The 18,902-nt window shown below is 38.1% G+C and carries 17 protein-coding genes and 1 pseudogene; 9 read left to right on the top strand and 9 right to left on the bottom strand.

Translation table 11 applies throughout. The annotated features are described in order from the left end of the window. Positions 1-67: 67 nt before the first annotated feature. The 3 genes from IMZ16_RS01840 to IMZ16_RS01830 all read left to right on the top strand — a co-directional run bounded on the left by IMZ16_RS01840 (position 68) and on the right by IMZ16_RS01830 (position 4,193). Positions 68-2,239, top strand: coding sequence for a TonB-dependent receptor (locus tag IMZ16_RS01840; RefSeq protein ID WP_193440255.1), 2,172 nt, complete (start codon positions 68-70; stop codon positions 2,237-2,239). 3 nt (positions 2,240-2,242) lie between these two features. Then, positions 2,243-3,037: a cation transporter gene (locus IMZ16_RS01835; RefSeq protein WP_193440254.1), complete on the top strand. Its 795-nt coding sequence runs from the start codon at positions 2,243-2,245 to the stop codon at positions 3,035-3,037. A gap of 379 nt (positions 3,038-3,416) precedes the next feature. Beyond that, a complete protein-coding gene (locus IMZ16_RS01830; protein WP_193440253.1) occupies positions 3,417-4,193 on the top strand; it encodes a CPBP family intramembrane glutamic endopeptidase in 777 nt (258 codons plus the stop codon). Between the two features lie 411 nt (positions 4,194-4,604). On the opposite strand, the pseudogene IMZ16_RS01825 reads toward IMZ16_RS01830, so the two are convergent. After that, positions 4,605-5,776, bottom strand: a pseudogene (locus tag IMZ16_RS01825) (IS4 family transposase). Positions 5,777-5,857: 81 nt separating this feature from the next. Here IMZ16_RS01825 and IMZ16_RS01820 point away from each other — a divergent pair. From IMZ16_RS01820 to IMZ16_RS01805, 4 genes are all read left to right on the top strand, one after another. After that, positions 5,858-6,331, top strand: a complete 474-nt coding sequence (locus IMZ16_RS01820; RefSeq protein ID WP_193440252.1) for a hypothetical protein — start codon at positions 5,858-5,860, stop codon at positions 6,329-6,331. A gap of 422 nt (positions 6,332-6,753) precedes the next feature. After that, positions 6,754-7,023: a hypothetical protein gene (locus IMZ16_RS01815; RefSeq protein ID WP_193440855.1), complete on the top strand. Its 270-nt coding sequence runs from the start codon at positions 6,754-6,756 to the stop codon at positions 7,021-7,023. Between the two features lie 204 nt (positions 7,024-7,227). Then, entirely contained in the window at positions 7,228-7,869 is a 642-nt protein-coding gene (locus tag IMZ16_RS01810; RefSeq protein ID WP_193440769.1) for a GLPGLI family protein, read from the top strand. Further along, the gene (locus tag IMZ16_RS01805; RefSeq protein ID WP_227411543.1) at positions 7,866-10,328 is read left to right on the top strand and encodes a TonB-dependent receptor; all 2,463 of its coding nucleotides are present in this window, start codon (positions 7,866-7,868) and stop codon (positions 10,326-10,328) included. Before IMZ16_RS01810 ends, IMZ16_RS01805 begins: the two co-directional genes overlap by 4 nt. A 236-nt stretch (positions 10,329-10,564) precedes the next feature. On the opposite strand, the gene IMZ16_RS01800 is transcribed toward IMZ16_RS01805, so the two are convergent. The 7 genes from IMZ16_RS01800 to IMZ16_RS01770 all read right to left on the bottom strand — a co-directional run bounded on the left by IMZ16_RS01800 (position 10,565) and on the right by IMZ16_RS01770 (position 16,836). Beyond that, a complete protein-coding gene (locus IMZ16_RS01800) occupies positions 10,565-11,410 on the bottom strand; it encodes an IS3 family transposase (protein ID WP_262891542.1) in 846 nt (281 codons plus the stop codon). A gap of 13 nt (positions 11,411-11,423) precedes the next feature. Continuing rightward, the gene (locus IMZ16_RS01795) at positions 11,424-11,693 is read right to left on the bottom strand and encodes a transposase (RefSeq protein WP_193439832.1); all 270 of its coding nucleotides are present in this window, start codon (positions 11,691-11,693) and stop codon (positions 11,424-11,426) included. A gap of 245 nt (positions 11,694-11,938) precedes the next feature. Next, positions 11,939-12,757, bottom strand: a complete 819-nt coding sequence (locus tag IMZ16_RS01790) for an IS3 family transposase (RefSeq protein ID WP_124802870.1) — start codon at positions 12,755-12,757, stop codon at positions 11,939-11,941. After that, on the bottom strand, positions 12,751-13,017 hold the full coding sequence (locus IMZ16_RS01785; RefSeq protein WP_123249589.1) for a transposase: 267 nt from the start codon (positions 13,015-13,017) through the stop codon (positions 12,751-12,753). Before IMZ16_RS01785 ends, IMZ16_RS01790 begins: the two co-directional genes overlap by 7 nt. A gap of 36 nt (positions 13,018-13,053) precedes the next feature. Continuing rightward, positions 13,054-13,410 carry a hypothetical protein gene (locus IMZ16_RS01780; RefSeq protein ID WP_193440251.1) on the bottom strand — a complete coding sequence of 119 codons (357 nt, stop codon included), beginning with the start codon at positions 13,408-13,410 and terminating at the stop codon, positions 13,054-13,056. Between the two features lie 165 nt (positions 13,411-13,575). Continuing rightward, on the bottom strand, positions 13,576-16,443 hold the full coding sequence (uvrA, locus tag IMZ16_RS01775; protein ID WP_193440250.1) for an excinuclease ABC subunit UvrA: 2,868 nt from the start codon (positions 16,441-16,443) through the stop codon (positions 13,576-13,578). Between the two features lie 141 nt (positions 16,444-16,584). Continuing rightward, the gene (locus tag IMZ16_RS01770) at positions 16,585-16,836 is read right to left on the bottom strand and encodes a hypothetical protein (protein WP_073178091.1); all 252 of its coding nucleotides are present in this window, start codon (positions 16,834-16,836) and stop codon (positions 16,585-16,587) included. Positions 16,837-16,964: 128 nt separating this feature from the next. On the opposite strand from IMZ16_RS01770, the gene IMZ16_RS01765 reads away from it, so the two are divergent. Then, positions 16,965-17,831: a sigma-70 family RNA polymerase sigma factor gene (locus IMZ16_RS01765; protein WP_073178093.1), complete on the top strand. Its 867-nt coding sequence runs from the start codon at positions 16,965-16,967 to the stop codon at positions 17,829-17,831. 28 nt (positions 17,832-17,859) lie between these two features. Here IMZ16_RS01765 and ytxJ read toward each other — a convergent pair whose 3' ends face one another. Next, complete coding sequence (gene ytxJ / locus IMZ16_RS01760) at positions 17,860-18,231, bottom strand: bacillithiol system redox-active protein YtxJ (RefSeq protein WP_193440249.1); 372 nt, start codon at positions 18,229-18,231, stop codon at positions 17,860-17,862. A 55-nt stretch (positions 18,232-18,286) separates the two neighbouring features. On the opposite strand from ytxJ, the gene pncA reads away from it, so the two are divergent. Next, positions 18,287-18,892, top strand: coding sequence for a bifunctional nicotinamidase/pyrazinamidase (gene pncA / locus IMZ16_RS01755; RefSeq protein ID WP_193440248.1), 606 nt, complete (start codon positions 18,287-18,289; stop codon positions 18,890-18,892). Positions 18,893-18,902: the final 10 nt, after the last annotated feature.

The raw sequence follows: 18,902 nt of genomic DNA, 5'->3' as shown, positions 1-18,902 counted from the left end.
AAGCTAATTGTAAGTGGTGTATCGCACCGCTATCATTCATTTATTCACATTAAGTATCATTTTTACAATGAAAAAAATATTCATTGTGTCATTTTTTATGGCACTCAATCTTTGTGTATATGCACAAAACACGTTCAAAGCAGTAATTAAAGACAGCGAAAAAAAAGAGCCTTTAATGGGCGTAACCGCACAGGTTACAGGCACAACAATCGCAACAACTTCCGATGAAAATGGACAAATTATATTAACAGGTATTCCAAACGGTTTGCAGGAAATTCAATTTAGTTATATTGGTTTTACTCAACGTACCGACAGCTTTAATTTTCCTTTAGAAGATACAACCCTGATTGAGATTTTACTTTATGAAAGTTCAACGGAGTTAGACGGTATTGTAATCACATCAACAAGAAGTACAAGAACTATCCAAAATATCCCCACACGTATTGAGTTTATAGGAAGTGAAGAATTAGACGAAAAAGGAAATATGAAAGCAGGGGATATTCGTATGCTTTTGAGTGAGAGTACAGGCATCCACGTACAAACCACATCGCCCACAAGTGCCAACGCAAGTATTCGTATTCAAGGGCTTGACGGACGATATACGCAAATTTTAAAAGACGGTTTTCCTATTTATTCGGGTGCTTCGAGCGGATTGGGTTTGTTGCAAATTCCACCGCTTGACTTAAAGCAGGTGGAAGTTATTAAAGGTTCAACATCTACGCTGTACGGTGGTGGAGCAATAGCAGGTTTGGTAAATCTGATTTCCAAGACACCAACGGAAGAAAGGGATTTGCGTTTTCATTTAAACGGAACATCGGGCAGGGGTTTAGACATCAATGGTTTTTACGGACAGAAGTTTAAGAAAATCGGAACGACAATATTTGCTTCGCATAATCGCAACGGAGCTTACGACCCTGCACAAATCGAGCTTTCTGCCATTCCCCAATTTGAAAGGTATGTACTGAACCCTAAATTATTTGTTTACTTCAATGATAAAACAAAAATGAACTTCGGCATTAACACCACCATTGAAAACCGTTTGGGTGGCGATATGCTTTACATCAAAGGCAAAGGCGATAACAAACACCAATATTTTGAAGAAAACAAAACACAGCGTTATTCTACCCAATTTGTTTTTGACCATACGGTAAACGAAAACAGTTTTGTACAGATAAAGAACAGCGTAAGTTATTTTAACCGCAATACAGCTATTCCCAATTACGAGTTTGAGGGAACGCAAACAGCCACTTTTACGGAAGCAAGCTATACCCACAGCAAAGAAAAGTCAGAATGGGTAACAGGCGTTAATGTTTGGACGGACAATTTTAAAGAAAAGCAGATGACCGCATTTCCGTTGAGGGATTATACTCATACCACATTCGGGGCTTTCGTTCAAAATTCTTTTAAGGCTACCGATTGGCTTCAATTGGAAGCAGGTTTAAGGACGGATTATGTGATTGATTATGGAGCTGTTTTTTTGCCAAGAGTATCGGCATTGTTTAAGATTGCAAATGGATTGACTTCACGTGTCGGGGGCGGATTTGGCTACAAAACACCAACCATTTTTACCGAAGAAAGCGAACGCATACAATATCAAAACGTAATGCCTATTAACGATAAAACCAATAAATTAGAAAGGAGCTACGGAGCAAATGCAGACATCAACTACCGTACTAATATAGGCGATGATTGGACATTCAGCATAAACCAATTGTTTTTTTATACTTATCTGGATAATCCTTTGTTGCTTCAAAATCCATCTGCTAATCTTTATCAGTTCATCAATTCATCGGGCTACATTCATACTAAAGGAACAGAAACCAACGTAAAAATAGGATATGATGATTTGAAACTGTTTCTGGGCTACACCTTTACCGATACCCGATTGATTGAAAACGGAACAACTACCGAAAATCCATTAACCCCAAAACACCGTATTAACTCTGTACTGATGTACGAAATAGAGGATAAATGGAAGATTGGTTTAGAAGCCTATTATTTCAGTCCGCAAAAGCTCAATGACGGAACAATAGGAAACGATTATTGGACATGTGGCTTTATGGCTGAAAAGATTTGGGAAAGATTTTCTTTATATATCAACTTTGAAAACTTCCTTGATACAAGACAGACACGTTTTGATAACATTTATACAGGTACTATAACCAACCCTGTTTTTAAAGATATTTATGCACCGTTGGACGGATTTGTAATTAACGGAGGAATAAAATTTAAACTTTAAAAGATGAACAAAACAATATTCAATATTACAAAAATGGATTGCCCAAGTGAGGAGCAATTAATCCGTATGAAACTGCAAAACTTTGATACGGTAAAGTCATTGGAATTTGATATTCCCAATAGAAAACTAAATGTTTACCATAGTGGAAACCCAGAGCCGATTTTTTCAGCTTTGGAAACCTTGAACCTAAATACAACGCTGATTTCAACCGAAGAAACTAACGCAGTTGTTGAAACAAATACAAGCAATAGCCAACGGAAACTACTATGGACGGTATTGATTATCAATTTCGTTTTCTTTGGATTAGAAATGTTGTTCGGTATTTTTTCCAACTCAATGGGATTGGTAGCGGATAGCTTGGATATGCTTGCCGATAGCATCGTTTACGCATTGGCTTTGTTTGCTGTTGGGGGTACGATTGCAAGAAAAAACAATATCGCCAAATTTGCAGGTTACTTTCAAATCCTGTTAGCCGTTATCGGTTTTGTTGAAGTTATCAGACGTTTTATCGGAATAGAAGCGATGCCCGATTTCAAAACAATGATTATTGTTTCTGTTTTGGCATTGATAGCAAACGTATTTTGTCTTTACCTATTGCAAAAGAACAAGAGTAAAGAAGCCCATATGCAGGCTTCGATGATTTTCACGTCAAACGATGTTATAATCAATTCGGGGGTTATCGTTGCAGGAATTTTGGTCAATTGGTTAAACTCGAGCTATCCCGATTTGATTATCGGAGCTATTGTATTTGTAGTAGTGGCAAGAGGGGCATATAGAATATTGAAATTGGCGAAGTAAAAAGCCAACGCACACAAGCACACACATTTTGCAGCCGCTACAAGCCGACACGCAAACCAAAGCTGCAAAAAGAGTGTGCTTGTTCCCTAAAAAAATTGAATAAAAAATTTCCTGCCCTTCTGAAAAGAAAAAATACCCGAACGCACAACCCGACAGCGACACTTGGACGACATACAGACAAATGGTTTACTAAGACGGTGGACAGAACGCCAGCAGCTAACAGCGGTTTGGCGTAATGGGGGCGGACGTTCTTCGTATGACAGTTTTTCGTAAATTTGAACTTTCGGCTTCGTATGAAGTTTTGTGGTGAAAAGCCCCCACTACACCAAGCCGCCGGGCCGTTAGCGGTCAGGCTATTGAAGGTAATGAAAATAAATCTATGAAAGAGAATACAATTAATTTTAAACGAATATTTATTTTTTTAGTAATAGCTATTTCCCTTTCCAATATATTTAGATTTGACATTTTTGGAGCAAAAGAAATTTTGGAAATATTACCAACTTGGATTTATTTACTTTCTGTTATATTGCTTGAAGGAAGTGGGGTTTTTATAGGAGCTTTAATTGCCATTTACTTACTTCGTAAAAAACAGAAAACTGAAATTTCATTTTTTGGAACATCAAAAAGAAAAGGTCTGTTAATGTCCTTTATTCCAATAATATTATTGGCAATTATCGGAGTAAAGAATGAATACGGTATAAATGTAAATTTGTACGGCTTAATTGTTGTTTTGGGAAGTTTGATTTATTGCATTATGGAAGAGTTTGGCTGGCGTGGATATTTACAAGAAGAACTTAAAGACATTAAGCCTATAAAACGATACTTGCTAATAGGCTTCATTTGGTATTTTTGGCATTTGTCTTTTCTGACAAAAGCGACTTTATCTGAAAATCTATTTTTTCTCGGTATGTTGTTATTTGGAAGTTGGGGAATTGGACAAGTTGCAGAATCGACTAAATCTATTTTGGCAAGTTCCTGTTTTCATTTAATAATCCAAATAATGATGTTTAATTCATTAATCAAAGATGGACTAGATGGAACACAAAAACTAATTATTTTAGGCGTTTCAATTTTTATATGGATAATTATTCTCGGAAGATGGAAAAAAGAAAATGAGTTGAAATTACTAAACGAAAAGCAAAGCCCGAACCGCTAATAACTAAGCTTTCGTCTTGTCCGCAGGACGGAAGATGAAAGCCCGTTGAACGGAAGCTCCAGTGGCTTTTCAGCAGTATGATGGTCCTCTTATGGGGATATCGTTTTTAGAATTTAGTGATACAAAGCAGTTTTTTCGGAAGGACTACTTTTTTTGTTGCTTCCATAGCTTGGATTTAAGCCTACCTTTTCATTTTAGGTGTTCTTTTCCATTTTTTAATATTCTTTTTTTTAGGATTGTTTAGTTTCTTTTTGGTTATGACCGCTGGTTTAGCTCTCTATTTGTTACCAACAACATTAAAAATTTTTAAAAATGAATATATATATAGAAAATCAATACTGTCCTAAATAAAAATTATTAAAAATAGAAACAGCCTAAATACCTATTTTACATTTAGCTTTACATTTAATTTCAAAAAAGAACCCCTTGATAATATGTTTTTTGAGATTCAGGTGGTTGGTCAAAAGGTTTGTCGAGCCAATACTGGAGATTAATTTTCACAAAAATATTCAGTCGGATAAATGCTACCAGATTTGATAATTGCCAAGGATATTTTGCGATTGATTTTAGGTATTTTAGGATAAGAATGGTAATTAGAGCCGTCCAAATTTGTATTTTAACTGCATTTTCAGATGTTCCGATAAATGTTTTGATATGAAGCAATTGCTTGATGTCTCTGAAAAAAATCTCAATCTGCCACCTTTGTTTGTACAGTTCTGCAATGGTGGAAGCTGCCCAAGTGAAATTATTGGTGATAATTTCGATAGTTTGCTTGTTTTCATCGTCCCAAACCGCCACTCTTCTTAATTTTTTAGGGTATTTTTCTTTGGATAAAGGATTTGAGAGTATTATTTCTTCGTCTTTTAGGATGCTTTGAGCTCCTTTTGGTGGAAGTTCTCGTTCCTGTAAAGTTTCAAATTTCAGATTTTCTTTATGTCTTATTACGAAGAAAACACCTTTGCTGTCCCAAATAGAGAGCATTGGAAAATCGTTATAGAATCGGTCTGCAACAATGACTGCTCCCTTTTCCAAAGGAATGTTTTCCGCTCCCTTGTTATCAGCAACACTTCCTTTGGTAATATTCACATAAACAGGAAGTTTCCCGTCATATTCAAGTAAGGTATGCATTTTCACGGCTCCTTTTTTAGTTCGATATGTTGCCCAATCGAACAAAGACAGGCATAGAGAAATAAGCGTAGAATCTAATAAATAGACAGGAACTTTTATTTTGAGTTTTATCCGTCTTTCTTTCGTGTGCTGTCCTAATTGTTCTAATAGTTTGAAATACACGTCTTTAAACAAATCTGCATCTCGTTTTCCATTCTGGAAGCTAATAGAAGATTTGGAAGGTGCTGTTTTTATCCCTAAATGATTGAGGTTGCCCGTTGCGCTACGAAGTCCATTGGAAATATCCCGTACCGAAGTGCTTTTGGCAAAATGACAGAAAAGCATAGAAACTAAATGGGTCCAACTATCGAATCCTTTATTTCGGTAATCGGTCTTTTTTCTTTGACTATTTTTTTGAAAATTACTCGGTCTATTTTTGAAATGATTTGGGAAAATAATGTTAATTTTGAATCCATAAGAAGGTTTTTTTGTTGTGCAACCTCAAAGGTACTTTGAGTTACTCTAATTCCTTCTTATTTTTTTTATTTAGGACGCTATTGATAGAAAATCAAAGATTTAGTCAATACTGGCTTTGGCTTATACTAATTATAATTTTTTCAGGCATGCTTTATGATGGAACTCAACATTTTACAAATTATCCATCAACATCAGCAATTATAGGATTATGTATGACTTTCTTAATCATACTTTTTTTTATTATTCTCAAATTGAGAGTAGTAATATCTGAAGATGGGATAACATATTCTTTTTTTCCAATAATTAAAGAAAAACATTTAAGTTGGGATAAAATTAATACTATTGAATTGATTGAATATAATCCTATTAGAGAATTTGGAGGTTGGGGATTTAGATATAACCCAAGTAAAAATATAAAAGCCTATAATACAGGTGGAAATGTTGGATTGTTAATAAATAAAAACTTACTAATCGGCTTGAAAAAACCAACTAAATTTCAACTCTTCTTGAGTGAAAATATTACCATTAGAAATAAAATAGTTATTAAAAAATAAAAACGTCATACAACATGGGTTTTGCAAAAGGCGGGGATGAAGGAATCCTCAGAGAGATTTGTAAAAATACCCACAAAAACTTTTTCCATTTTTTAGTTTTTTTGTAATTTTAAAAAATGGAAAAAGTTTTTGCTAGCGTTCGGTTATATATTGGAATTTCTGTTGCAGTAGCCCGCACCTCGCAAAGCCCCTTTCCGTTGGTAGCCATTTTGAAACAAAACAGGAGCAATTAAATGACCATCCGACTTACGGAATTTGAAAGAAAAACGTAAATTGACTCTCTGAAAGTGAAGAATGAAAGCCGACAGGTCTAAAGTGGATAGTCCACGAACTAAACTATAATGACCATAAACTTATAATGTTTAGACTTTTAACCATTAAATACAAATAATATGAAAAATGTATTTTTTGCACTAGCTTTTATGCTAGTAGGAACGTTTGCTTTTGCAAACACAAACGAAGTAGAAACAGTTAATGAAAATGTAACTGTAGTGAATGTTACAACAATTGATTACCAAACCTTTGTCAACAAGGTAAAATCAGGAGATATTGTTGTTAGTCAAGTATTAGAAAGAGATGAATTTAGTTTTACATTTTATGATTCTTGCGGAGGTGTTTGGGAAGTTTCAGGATGTTGTATTTCAACCGCAGAATTAATGTCATTTCTTTGGGCTTGGGATGGTGGTTGTTAATTTTTAATTTAACATAAAAGGGCAAGTTTCAATCAACTTGCCCTTTAATAAAATTTAGAATATGAAAAACATTTTAATTATCATTTCACTTATTTTTATTTCAAAAACTTATGCACAAGATGCAATTAGAGTAAAATATTTGTTGGAATACAAGATAGATTCAACTAACTTAAATATTGTAGATACTGAGTTTTTTTACTTGATATTTTAAACGAAAATAAAAAATCCTATTTTCAGTCAGAAGCAAATTTTTTAAAAGATTCAATCTTAACTTCAAAAAATCCGCATAGCCTATTTCAAATTAAAAAGCCAGAATTTAAATTCAATATATTAAAAGATAATAATCTCGAATCTGATTTGGTATTTTATGATTATACGGCATATAAATATTTTATTCAAGATGATGTGAAATTGGATTGGAAGATTCAAAATGATTCAGTTAAAACAATTCTTAACCAAAAATGTAAGAAAGCAGAAACTAACTTTAGAGGAAGAAAATATACAGCTTGGTTTTCTACAGAAATCTTAATTAGTGATGGTCCGTATAAATTTAAAAATCTGCCAGGATTAATTTTGGAATTATATGATAATAAAAATCATTATCATTTCAAAGCTATTGCAATTCAAAAAATGAGTGATTACAGTGTCTATATGAATAAATCTGATTATACAGAAGTTACAAAAAAACAATTTAATGAGTTTCAGAATAAAATAAAGGAAAAACCATCCTTGATTTTGTACAATCCAAATATTCAAATTCCTAAAGAAGGATTAGACAAATATGACAAAACCCATAGAGAGAGAAATAAATATAAAAACAACCCCATAGAACTCATTAATGAATGAAACAACTCGTTTTATGGCTTTTTTTCTTAATCAGTAATGTTTGCTTTTCTCAAGTTACTATAAGCGGAACTTTACACACCGAAACAGGCAATCCTGTTTCAAGAGCAAGTGTGGTTATTAACCAAGTTGGGACAGACAACATTATCGCCTATGACATTTCTGACAAGAAAGGGTTGTTCAGCATTACATTTTCATCTGATGATAAGGAAGTTGACATAGAAGTGCGAAATATGGGATTTGCCACCATTACAAAAACTATAACAAGTAAAACACAAACGCAAAACTTTCAGCTTAATGAAAAGGTAGTCGAGCTAAAAGAGATTATTATAAAAGGTTCGCCCATTACACGAAAAGGAGACACAATTAATTACTCTGTAAACTCTTTTGCTAAAGAGCAAGACCGAACTATTTCTGATGTACTAAAACGATTACCCGGAATAGAAGTTTTGAGCGATGGTAAAATCCTTTATGAAGGAAAACCTATCAATAAATATTATATAGAAGGACTAGATTTATTAGAAGGAAAGTACAATCTTGCCAATGAAAATCTACCACACAAAGAAGTGAGTAAAATACAAATTCTTGAAAACCACCAACCTATAAAAATTTTGGATAGTTTGCAATTTTCTGACAAAGCTGCACTCAATATCAAACTAAAAAACGCTTACACTTTCACAGGTCAAGCTGAATTAGGTTCAGGTTTTTCACCAATGCTTTGGGATGCCAATGTAACCCCTCTTTTATTTACTAAAAAACAGCAAATGTTGGTTTCTTATCAAACCAATAATATTGGAGACAATGTGGGTTCTCAACTCAAAACTTTAACCATAGAAGACCTTTTGGAGCAATTTGAAAATGGAAACGGAAAGCAAGATTGGTTAGAAATTCAGAAACTGAAAAATCCAAATTTTTCAGAAAAAAGATGGTTAGACAACAATGTTCATATGCTGACAGGAAACTATCTACATAAACTTAAAAAAGATTATGAATTAAGATTGAATGTGTCATATTTGAATGATTATCAACAACAAAATGGGTTTACCAACACACAGTTTTTTACACCAACTGATACAATTACTTTATTAGAACAAAAGTACAACCAACTCTATTTTAATTCCCTTGAATCTAATCTTACACTACAAAGAAACATAGATAAGAATTATTTGAATAACAGTTTGCAATTTCAAGGGTTTTGGGATAGTCAAACTGGAGATATTGCAACCAATCAAGAGCTATTAACTCAAAATTTAAATAACCATTATTTTAAACTCTCTAATAAACTGAAAACCATATTTCCAATCGGGAAACAATTAATGAATCTAAATTCATACATTGGCTACAACCAAACACCTCAAACGTTGGTCGTAAATCCAGGACAATTTCAAGAATTACTGAACGATGGAAATGAATATGAAAAAGTATGGCAAGATATTGATTTAAAAACCTTTTACACCAATAATTCCATTGGTTTTACAAAAGGTTGGAAAGAGTTTAGTTTTAATCCGAAATTGGGTTTTCAGTTTGAAAAGCAAAACTTGGAAAGTGAAATCGCAACTTCCGAAAATCAAAACTTAGGCAATGAGTTTAGGAATGATTTAAACTGGACAAGAACAAAATTCTATACTGATTTACAAACCCAGTACAAGAAAAACAAATGGAGGTTAGAATTAAATTTACCAATTAACTTTCATTCATATCAAATAGAAGATAAAACATTGATTGAAAATCAAAATTTGAATAGATTAACTTTTGAGCCTAGATTAGCCATAATTTATGATGCTAATGCATTTTGGAAATTTAATACGTCAGCAAATGTAAGCAACCAATTTGGGACGATTAATCAATTGCATTATGCTTACATTTTACAAAATTATAGAAATATAAAACGTATCAATACACCACTGCCACTAACATTTAACCAGACATTTTCAGGTGGGATTTCTTATCGAAACCCAATAAAATCCTTATTTTGGAATATTGTTTATACGCAAATCAGAAGTGAAAATAATATACTTTACCAAACCCAAATTTTAGAAAATGGAGCAACAGAATTAAATGCTATAAATCAAGACAATGATAGAATCAATCACAATTTTTCTACCCGATTTAGCAAATATTTTAGTAAGTTTAACTCTAACGCAACTTTAAACGCTAATTATGGAATACAGGATTTTCAGCAAATTCTCAATACTGAAGTCACAGATATTCAAAACCAAAATTGGGGATTTGGGACAAAGTTAGAAACCGACTTTTCAGAATGGTTCAATACTGAATACCAAGCAAAATGGATGTTCTCTAAAAATCAAATTCAAGGTTTATCAAATAACACGATTACACAACAAAATCATTTGTTAAACTTAAACTTTTATCCAAAAAAAATCATCTTTTTGCAATTAAGACAGAATATATCAATAACAACTTGTTCACAGAAAATAACGAAAATTTATTTTCAGACCTAATCTATTGTTATAATTGGAAAAAGAAAAACATAGACTTGGAATTGCAATTTAATAACATTTTTAACACAAAAAATTACCAAACTATAAACATAAGTGAGTTTAGTTATGTGGAAACAAACCTTAGATTAAGACCAAGACAAATGCTAATTAAAGTGCGATTTTCGCTGTAATAAAAAGGTAAGTGGTCTACTTTTTTGACAGTTTGTAATATCCTGTCCCCCAAATTTCGACCACGGTTAAGCAGATTTAAGTTTGTTGGTTGGTTCAAAAATAAACAAATCTTTTGGTTTTTGATGATTAATTCCTTGGTGTCTTCTTTGGTTATATTCATCAATAAAATCTCTAATACCATCTCTCAATTCCCATGCTGATTCTATTGCATACAAGTAAATGTAATCATATTTTATCGTTCTAAAAAAGCGTTCAATATAAATATTGTCCGTAGCTCTACCTTTTCCGTCCATGCTGATTTTTATGCCATGTCCTTCCATGCAATCTAGCCAGTTTGATGAAGTATACTGGCTCCCTTGGTCGGAGTTAACGATTTCAGGCTTGCCATATTTCTTTATCGCCTCATTCATCGCCGAAGTCTGGGTTTCCATCTCCAAAGTGTTGGAAAGTTGCCAGCCCACAATATAGCGGCTATACACATCGATAATCGCCGTAAGGTACATAAAGCCCCTTTTCATCGGGATGTAGCTGATGTCTATCTGCCAAACCTGGTTGGGTCTTTCTATTTTTAAACCCCTCAAAAGATACGGTCGAATATAGCTTGTCTTGCCCAATTTACTCAAATTTCTTTTAGGGTAAATGGTGGCGATGCCCATCACCTGCATCAGGCGGCGAACCCTCTTCCGGTTCACGCTAAAGCCCATTTCCTTGAGTTCCCGGGTGATCCTTCGGATGCCAAAACTGGGATATTTCAGGTGGATTTTATCGATTTCCGTCATCAATATTAAATTTGCATCGCGTTCTCTTTGCGGACTATAATACAAATTACTCCTGTTGATGCATAGTAAATCGCACTGTTTGCGGATGCTCAGCCGGTGCTTCCTGTCTATCATTTCCTGTCTTTCCTTTATTCCTCGAGCATCCCTAAGTTTTTTTTAGAAAATCGATTTCTATCTGCAGCTGCCCGATTTTCTGATAGAGCTTTTCCTCTTTCCCGGCGGAGTGTTCTTTTTTCTTTTCTAAAGCAAAAACCTGCTCGGACTTGCTTAAAAATTCCTTCTTCCAGTTTTGGATTTGCTGGGGATGGACTTCGAACCGGGAGGCTAATTCTGCCAACGTTTGCCTTTCTTTCAGTGCTTCGAGGGCAACCTGTGCCTTGAAGCTTGGAGTAAATTTTCGTCTTTGTTTTTTCATCTTTTTACGAGTTAAAATTAATTCTTTTTTTTAAACTTAACTCGTGGTCTGAGTTTAGGGGTACATTATAGTAAATATAGTTTTTTCAATCGAAATTTGCACCTGCCAACCGAAACGGAATTAGGCTCTGCTGAGGAGCAACCTGAGAGGGATAGGTTGGCCGACGAAATATAGTTTTCAAGGGCACTGCTTTTTGCGGTGCTTTTTTCTGAATTATATTTCAGAAGTTCATGCCTTAAAAAACCTTATGCTGCCTCATATTCCGATGGGGTTTTAAAGTCCAGTGCTTCGTGCGGACGTTCATAATTGTAGTCTTCTATCCAGCGTTCCGTAAGGTCTTTTACATCCTGAAGGGAGAAAAACAGGTTGGCGTCCAGCACATCTTCTCTGTAGGTTTTGTTGAAACGCTCGATAATGGCATTCTGCTGTGGCTTTCCTTTTTGGATTTTAACCCATTCAATGTTGTTTTTATCCAGCCAATCCTGGAAAAGGCCCGAGGTAAACTCCGGGCCGTTGTCCGTGCGTATTCCCTTGGGCTTGCCGTGCTTCTCAATCATGCGCTCCAAAAAATGGATGACCGCTCTGGACGGCATGGATGTACGCGCATCAATCCCCAGACATTTTCTGTTGTACTGATCAACAATATTCAGCGTTCGAAATCGGGATCCCCTCGCCAGTGCGTCACTCATAAAGTCCATTGCCCATTCCTCATTACGCTCCAAAGGTACAGCGATGGGATTGGCAGGATTGTCAAACCGTTTCCTTTTCATTCTTTTGTAAAGCGAAAAACCATACTTCTGATAGACCCTTCGGATTTGCGAAGAACCGTACCCCGGGTACTTTTTACGAACCTTCACGATGACTTTCTTGCGTCCCAGCCTGCTGGTTCCCAATATCGAGGTGATGGCTTCTCGAAGTTTTTCATCTTTTTCGGGCATCCGTTTTTTATAATATTTTGAGGTTCTTGAGCGTCCCATTACGCGGCACACCTTAGCATAACTTATCTCCGGTCTTTTCTCCCGAATATAAGCAATACAACGCTCCTTCTGATAAGGTGTTACCACTTTTTTGAGTTGACCTCCTTTAAAATATCGATGGAAATCTGCTGGTCCGCCACAATGCGCTTGAGACGGGCATTCTCCGCTTCAAGTTCCTTGACACGCTGGAGTTCCGAAAGACTCATTCCTCCATACTTGCTCTTCCAGTTGTAAAATGTTTGTTCGGAGATACCGTATTCCCGGCAGATCTCCGCCACTTTCTTGCCTTCCTGCTGGCTCTGGAGCATCCTGATAATCTGAGGCTCCGTAAATCTTGATTTTTTCATTGCTTTTTTTCCAAAGTTAAAGTTAATACTCCAATTTTAACCTGTCTGAAAAAAGCAGCCATGTACCTTGCCACTAAAATCACTCTCTTTATCCAATATAAATTCGTCATAAATACGGAAGAAATCGGAAGCGGCTTTTGATTTCTTGAATTCCGCGTCTAATTTTTGCTTTACAGTTTTAGTGGTAAGTTCTTCATTGATGTTCTTATAGCGATTTACTATTTCGGTGAACAGGCCGCTGCAGCGGTCGAGTTGCTTTTTGATGCTTCTGTGGTTTTCTGCCCTCTTCGTCCTTCCGTTAAGATCATTCGGGGCACGATTCTTAAAATCCCACTCCTTGGGGTGAATCTTCTCGCCTTGTTGAATAGATGAAGTACTTTTTATCGTTGTCAAAATATGACCGTAAGTATATCAGGGTCTCGTGGTCAGAATTAGGCTCCTTAAGTTTAAAGCTGAAATTCATAGGTGCCAATACTTTAATATTTAAACATAAAATCGGCTTATGTCTACTTATGCAAATATATGTAAAGTATTGATTTATAATACAGTTGCGAAAAACTATATATGATCAAAATGCCTAAGTTCGTTTTCCTCCATCTCCCTTTTCAGGAATTTTCCAGTTAAGGATTTTCTGGATTTAATGATGTCTTCCGGCGTGCCTTCCGCCACGATGGTTCCGCCATTCTTTCCGCCTTCCGGCCCGATGTCTATGATGTGGTCGGCCAGCTTTATCACATCCATATTATGTTCGATGATGATGAACGAATTGCCCAGATCCACCAGCTGATTAATGGCATCCATCAGGATTTTCACATCTTCAAAATGCAGTCCGGTAGTTGGTTCATCCAGTATGTACAGCGTGTTTCCGGTTTGCCGCTTGCTGAGTTCTGTCGCTAATTTTATCCGCTGCGCTTCACCGCCACTCAAGGTTGTGCTCTGCTGTCCGAGCGTGATGTAGCCTAAGCCCACATCCTGCAGGGTTTTTACTTTGTTAAAAATTTTCGGGATGGGCTGGAAGAATTCCACCGCATCGTCCACCGTCATTTCCAGCACATCAGAAATTGATTTGCCCTTGTAGCGCACCTCCAGCGTTTCACGGTTGAAGCGCTTACCGTTGCAGGTTTCGCAATGCACATAAACATCCGGCAGGAAATTCATCTCGATGACGCGCAAACCTGCACCCTGACAGGTTTCGCACCTACCGCCCTTCACATTGAAGGAAAACCTTCCCGGTTTGTAGCCGCGGATTTTCGATTCCGGAAGTTCGGCGAAAAGATTGCGAATGTCCGTAAACATTCCTGTGTAGGTTGCAGGGTTTGAGCGCGGCGTTCTGCCAATCGGCGTCTGATCCACATCCACAATTTTGTCGATGTTTTCCAGCCCTTCGATTTTTTTGTAAGGCAAGGGTTCCTGCACTGCCCTATAAAAATGGCGGTTGAGAATCGGGTAAAGCGTGCCGTTGATTAGCGAAGATTTTCCGCTGCCGGAAACACCGGTTACCACCACCAGCTTTCCCAGCGGAATTTTCAGCGTCACATTTTTCAGGTTATTTCCCGTGGCACCCTTCAGCACGATGCTTTTGCCGCTGCCTTCCCTCCTATTTTCCGGGATTTCTATTTTTCTTTTTCCGCTGATGTAGTCCGCCGTTATCGTTTTCGCCTTTTTCAGTTGGGAAGGTTTTCCCTGCCAGAGCACTTCTCCGCCGAATCTTCCGGCTCTTGGCCCGATGTCCAGCAGTTCATCGGCTTCCAGTATCATATCCTTATCGTGCTCCACCACGATTACGGAATTCCCAATATCCCGAAGGTTTTTTAGCGAATTTATCAATCGCTCGTTGTCTCTTTGGTGAAGCCCGATGGAAGGCTCATCCAGGATGTACAGCACATTTACCAGCTGAGAACCAATCTGGGTGGCAAGCCTTATCCGCTGAGATTCTCCGCCGGAAAGCGTGCGCGAACTTCGGTTTAAGCTTAGATATTCCAGGCCTACATCCAGCAGAAACTGCAGCCTTGTTTCTATTTCCTTTAAAATTTCATCGGCTATGATGAGCTTGTTTTTCGGGAATTTTGGGCGAAGATTTTTTAGCCAGTCCTGAAAATCCAGAAGGCTCATACTGCTGACTTCCGCTATATTTTTATTGTCGATTTTAAAGGCGAGACTTGATTTTTGCAGGCGTGTTCCCGAACATTCCGGGCAGGTTTCTTCCGTGGTGAAATGCCTTTCCAGAAGCACCGCATCGTAATTATCCCTGTTCTCTATCAGCTCTTCAATCAGCGGCACAAGGCCTTCGAAATTTACCTTGATTTTCTTCGTAATTCCGGCGTGTTTCAGCTCTTTGCCCACTTCTTTCTGCGCGCCGTAATAAATTAAATCCAATGCTTCTTGCGGAATTTCGCTAAAAGGTGTTTTTAAATTTTTATCAAAAATTTCAAGGATATTTTTAATTTGTGATAAAATCCATCGGTTGGATTTAATGTCGTCCAATGGTAAAAGTGCGCCCTGCTCCACCGAAAGTTTTTCGTTTTCCACGAAGTAATCGGTGTTCACTTTCTTTATCGTGCCAAGGCCTTTGCAGTTCGGGCAGCTGCCTTTCGGCGAATTGAAGGAAAAGGTGTTGGGCTCCGGCAAAGCCATCGATTGTCCGCTCTCCGTATCCATCAGGTTTTTGGAAAAATATTCCACTTCATCGCCATTCATCTTCTGAATTCCGATGATGCCTTCGCCCATATCCATCGCCGTTTTCAGCGATTTCTCCATCCTTGTTTCGGATGCCGCTTCGCCGATTATCAGGCGGTCTATCACAATATCGATATCGTGCGTTTTGTAGCGGTCGAGTTTCATATCGGGCGTTATTTCGCGCAGTTCACCATCGATTCTTGCCTGAGAGAAACCTTTGCGCGACATCTGCACGAAAAGTTCACGGTAATGCCCTTTTCTCGAACGGACAACCGGCGAAAGCAGGTAGATTTTTTCGCCTTTGTAATTGTTCTTGATGGTTTCCAGAATTTGCTCCGGACTGTAGCTCACGAGTTTTTTTCCGCTTGAAAGCGAGTAGGCATCGGATGCGCGCGCAAAAAGCAGCCGCAGAAAGTCGTAAAGTTCCGTGACGGTGCCTACCGTAGAACGCGGATTTTTGTTGGTGGTTTTCTGCTCGATGGCTATCACCGGTGAAAGCCCTTCGATTTTATCAACATCCGGCCTTTCCAAACCGCCGAGGAACTGCCTAGCATAGGCGGAAAATGTCTCGATGTAGCGGCGTTGCCCTTCCGCAAAAATGGTATCGAAAGCCAGGGAAGATTTTCCAGAGCCGGAAAGCCCGGTAATCACCACCAGCTGATTCCGCGGGATTTTCACATCGATGTTTTTCAAATTGTGCTCCCTTGCACCGTAGATTTCGATAAATTCCTGTTCTGCCTTTTGGCTCATACTTGAAATAAAAACTTTCAAATTTACGGTTTATTTGGAGACTTTGGAGACTTTGGAGATTTGGAGATTTAGAGATTTGGGGATTTAGAAATTGGGAAATTAAGAAATTGGGGATTTGCGAAACTTTTTTATCCCCTTCATTTAATGATCAATTTCCTTCACGAATTCGCCGAGAAGTTTTTTGGCAGTTCTGAATTCGATAAATGCGCCGATGTTCAGCATCTCATCAAAAGTGGAGCAAGGATCAATATTGGCAAAGCCACCGTTTTTAGCGACAAGTTCTCCGCCTTCAGCAATCATCGCCTTCAGCTTTTCCTGCGGAATTTCTCTGAATTTCTCATCAAGCTCCACCATCTTTTCATAATGCCTTTCGGTAAAGTTGAAATCTTTCATTGCTCAATTTTTTCTGAAACAAATTTAATCAATCATCGCTTATCGCTTATCAAATTATAAAAGTTTGTAACCTTTCCCGAACTTTCTTCGTATATTAAATTGTAGCCGTAAAAATTTGGTGAAAAAGAATGAGACAGTTAAAGATTACGAAACAGGTTACCAACCGTGAAACAGCGTCGCTCGACAAGTATTTGCAGGAAATCGGCAAGGTGGATTTGATTACTGCGGATGAAGAGGTGGAGCTGGCGCAGAAAATCCGTGCCGGTGACCGTGCAGCGCTGGAAAAGCTGATAAAGGCGAACCTACGCTTCGTGGTTTCCGTGGCGAAGCAGTATCAGAATCAGGGGCTTTCCCTACCTGATTTGATTAACGAGGGCAACCTTGGCCTGATGAAGGCGGCGAAAAGATACGATGAAACGCGTGGTTTTAAATTCATTTCCTACGCCGTTTGGTGGATTCGCCAGTCCATTTTGCAGGCGTTGGCAGAGCAGTCCAGAATTGTGCGGCTGCCGCTGAACAAGATTGGCTCCATCAATAAAATCAACAAGGCGTACGCACACCTTGAGCAGGAAAACGAGCGGCCACCTTCACCGGAAGAGCTGGCGGAGGTTCTTGATATGAGTGAGGACGACATCAAGGAATCGATGAAGAATTCCGGGCGGCACCTTTCGATGGATGCACCTTTGGTGGAAGGCGAAGATTCCAACCTTTACGATGTGCTTCGTTCCGGCGAATCGCCAAGCCCTGATAAGGAACTGATGCTGGAATCTCTGCAGATTGAAATCGAGAGAGCGCTGCAAACGCTTACGCCGAGAGAAGCCGATTTGGTGCGGCTTTATTTCGGGCTGAACGGCAAGCATCCGATGACTTTGGAAGAAATCGGCGAGACTTTCGACCTGACGAGAGAACGCGTTCGGCAAATCAAGGAAAAGGCGATAAAGCGCCTGAAACACAACACGAGAAGCAAGATTCTGAAATCTTATCTCGGGAAATAATTTTCGGCTGCCAATTTGGCAGCCTTTTTTATGGCACCAAACTGATGCTGATGTTGTTGTGCGAAGCGTGATTCACAACCTTGCCATCCTTAATCACGATTAGCTGCGGACTTTGGTGCGTAACGCCGAAATCTTCCGCGATTTTATTGGAAATCTGGCGGTATTTCAGCAAGTCTAAAAAATAAAATTTGGCATCGCCCTGATAAGATTTTATTTCGGCTTCGAAATTCTGCAACACCGTTTTACTGATGAAGCACCGCGTGGAATGCTTGAAAATCGCCACCGGATTTTCGCGGGAAGCTTCTATTGCCTGCGTCAAATCCTCATCTGAATTTATTGAATGCCAGATATTTGCAGAACTTTCTTCGCTGCCGCTTAATAATTTTGAGAAAAAACCCATAGCTAATTTTTGATAAATGTCGTAAATTTACGCTTTTAATTTCAAATTTAAACCGATGAAAAAGGCGCTGATTGTGGTGGATGTTCAAAATGATTTTTGTGATGGCGGTGTGCTGGCTGTGCCTGGTGCCAATGAAATCATCCCATACATCAATCTTCTGATGGAAGATGAAACCTATGATCAAATAGTGCTGACGCAAGACTGGCACCCGGCAAATCACAAAAGTTTCGCAAGCAACAACGGCAGAAAGGTTGGGGAAACTATTTCACTAAACGGCATACCGCAGTTTATGTGGCCGGACCATTGCGTACAAGATACCGCCGGGGCGGAATTTCATCCAACTCTCAACACCAGCCGCGCTACGCACATCATCCAAAAAGGGAAAAATTCAGAGATTGACAGCTACAGCGCCTTCCAGGACAATAATCACTTTATGCAGACGGGGCTGAACGACTTCCTGAAATACCACGACATTCAGCTGGTGGAAATTGCCGGCCTGGCACTCGACTATTGCGTAAAATTCACCTGCCTAGATGCGGTGAGAAACGGTTATATCACCTGCCTCCATTTTAACGGCACCAGGGCGGTAAATGTAAAGCCAGAAAATGCCCGCGATACCATTTATCAGTTATTGGAGAACAGCGTGACGGTGCTGGGATAGTTAATTGATG

Source organism: Cruoricaptor ignavus (assembly GCF_014961145.1).
Taxonomy (GTDB): domain Bacteria; phylum Bacteroidota; class Bacteroidia; order Flavobacteriales; family Weeksellaceae; genus Cruoricaptor; species Cruoricaptor ignavus.
This window is presented reverse-complemented; position numbering and strand designations above follow the sequence as displayed.

Coding starts and splice junctions, on each gene's coding strand:
- ytxJ (WP_193440249.1), bottom strand. CDS start 18,231: ATGGGTTTTTTCTCAAAATTATTAAGCGGCAGCGAAGAAAGTTCTGCA.
- pncA (WP_193440248.1), top strand. CDS start 18,287: ATGAAAAAGGCGCTGATTGTGGTGGATGTTCAAAATGATTTTTGTGAT.
- IMZ16_RS01785 (WP_123249589.1), bottom strand. CDS start 13,017: ATGAAAAAATCAAGATTTACGGAGCCTCAGATTATCAGGATGCTCCAG.
- IMZ16_RS01835 (WP_193440254.1), top strand. CDS start 2,243: ATGAACAAAACAATATTCAATATTACAAAAATGGATTGCCCAAGTGAG.
- IMZ16_RS01770 (WP_073178091.1), bottom strand. CDS start 16,836: ATGAAAGATTTCAACTTTACCGAAAGGCATTATGAAAAGATGGTGGAG.
- IMZ16_RS01840 (WP_193440255.1), top strand. CDS start 68: ATGAAAAAAATATTCATTGTGTCATTTTTTATGGCACTCAATCTTTGT.
- IMZ16_RS01815 (WP_193440855.1), top strand. CDS start 6,754: ATGCTAGTAGGAACGTTTGCTTTTGCAAACACAAACGAAGTAGAAACA.
- IMZ16_RS01805 (WP_227411543.1), top strand. CDS start 7,866: ATGAAACAACTCGTTTTATGGCTTTTTTTCTTAATCAGTAATGTTTGC.
- IMZ16_RS01830 (WP_193440253.1), top strand. CDS start 3,417: ATGAAAGAGAATACAATTAATTTTAAACGAATATTTATTTTTTTAGTA.
- IMZ16_RS01765 (WP_073178093.1), top strand. CDS start 16,965: ATGAGACAGTTAAAGATTACGAAACAGGTTACCAACCGTGAAACAGCG.
- IMZ16_RS01795 (WP_193439832.1), bottom strand. CDS start 11,693: ATGAAAAAACAAAGACGAAAATTTACTCCAAGCTTCAAGGCACAGGTT.
- uvrA (WP_193440250.1), bottom strand. CDS start 16,443: ATGAGCCAAAAGGCAGAACAGGAATTTATCGAAATCTACGGTGCAAGG.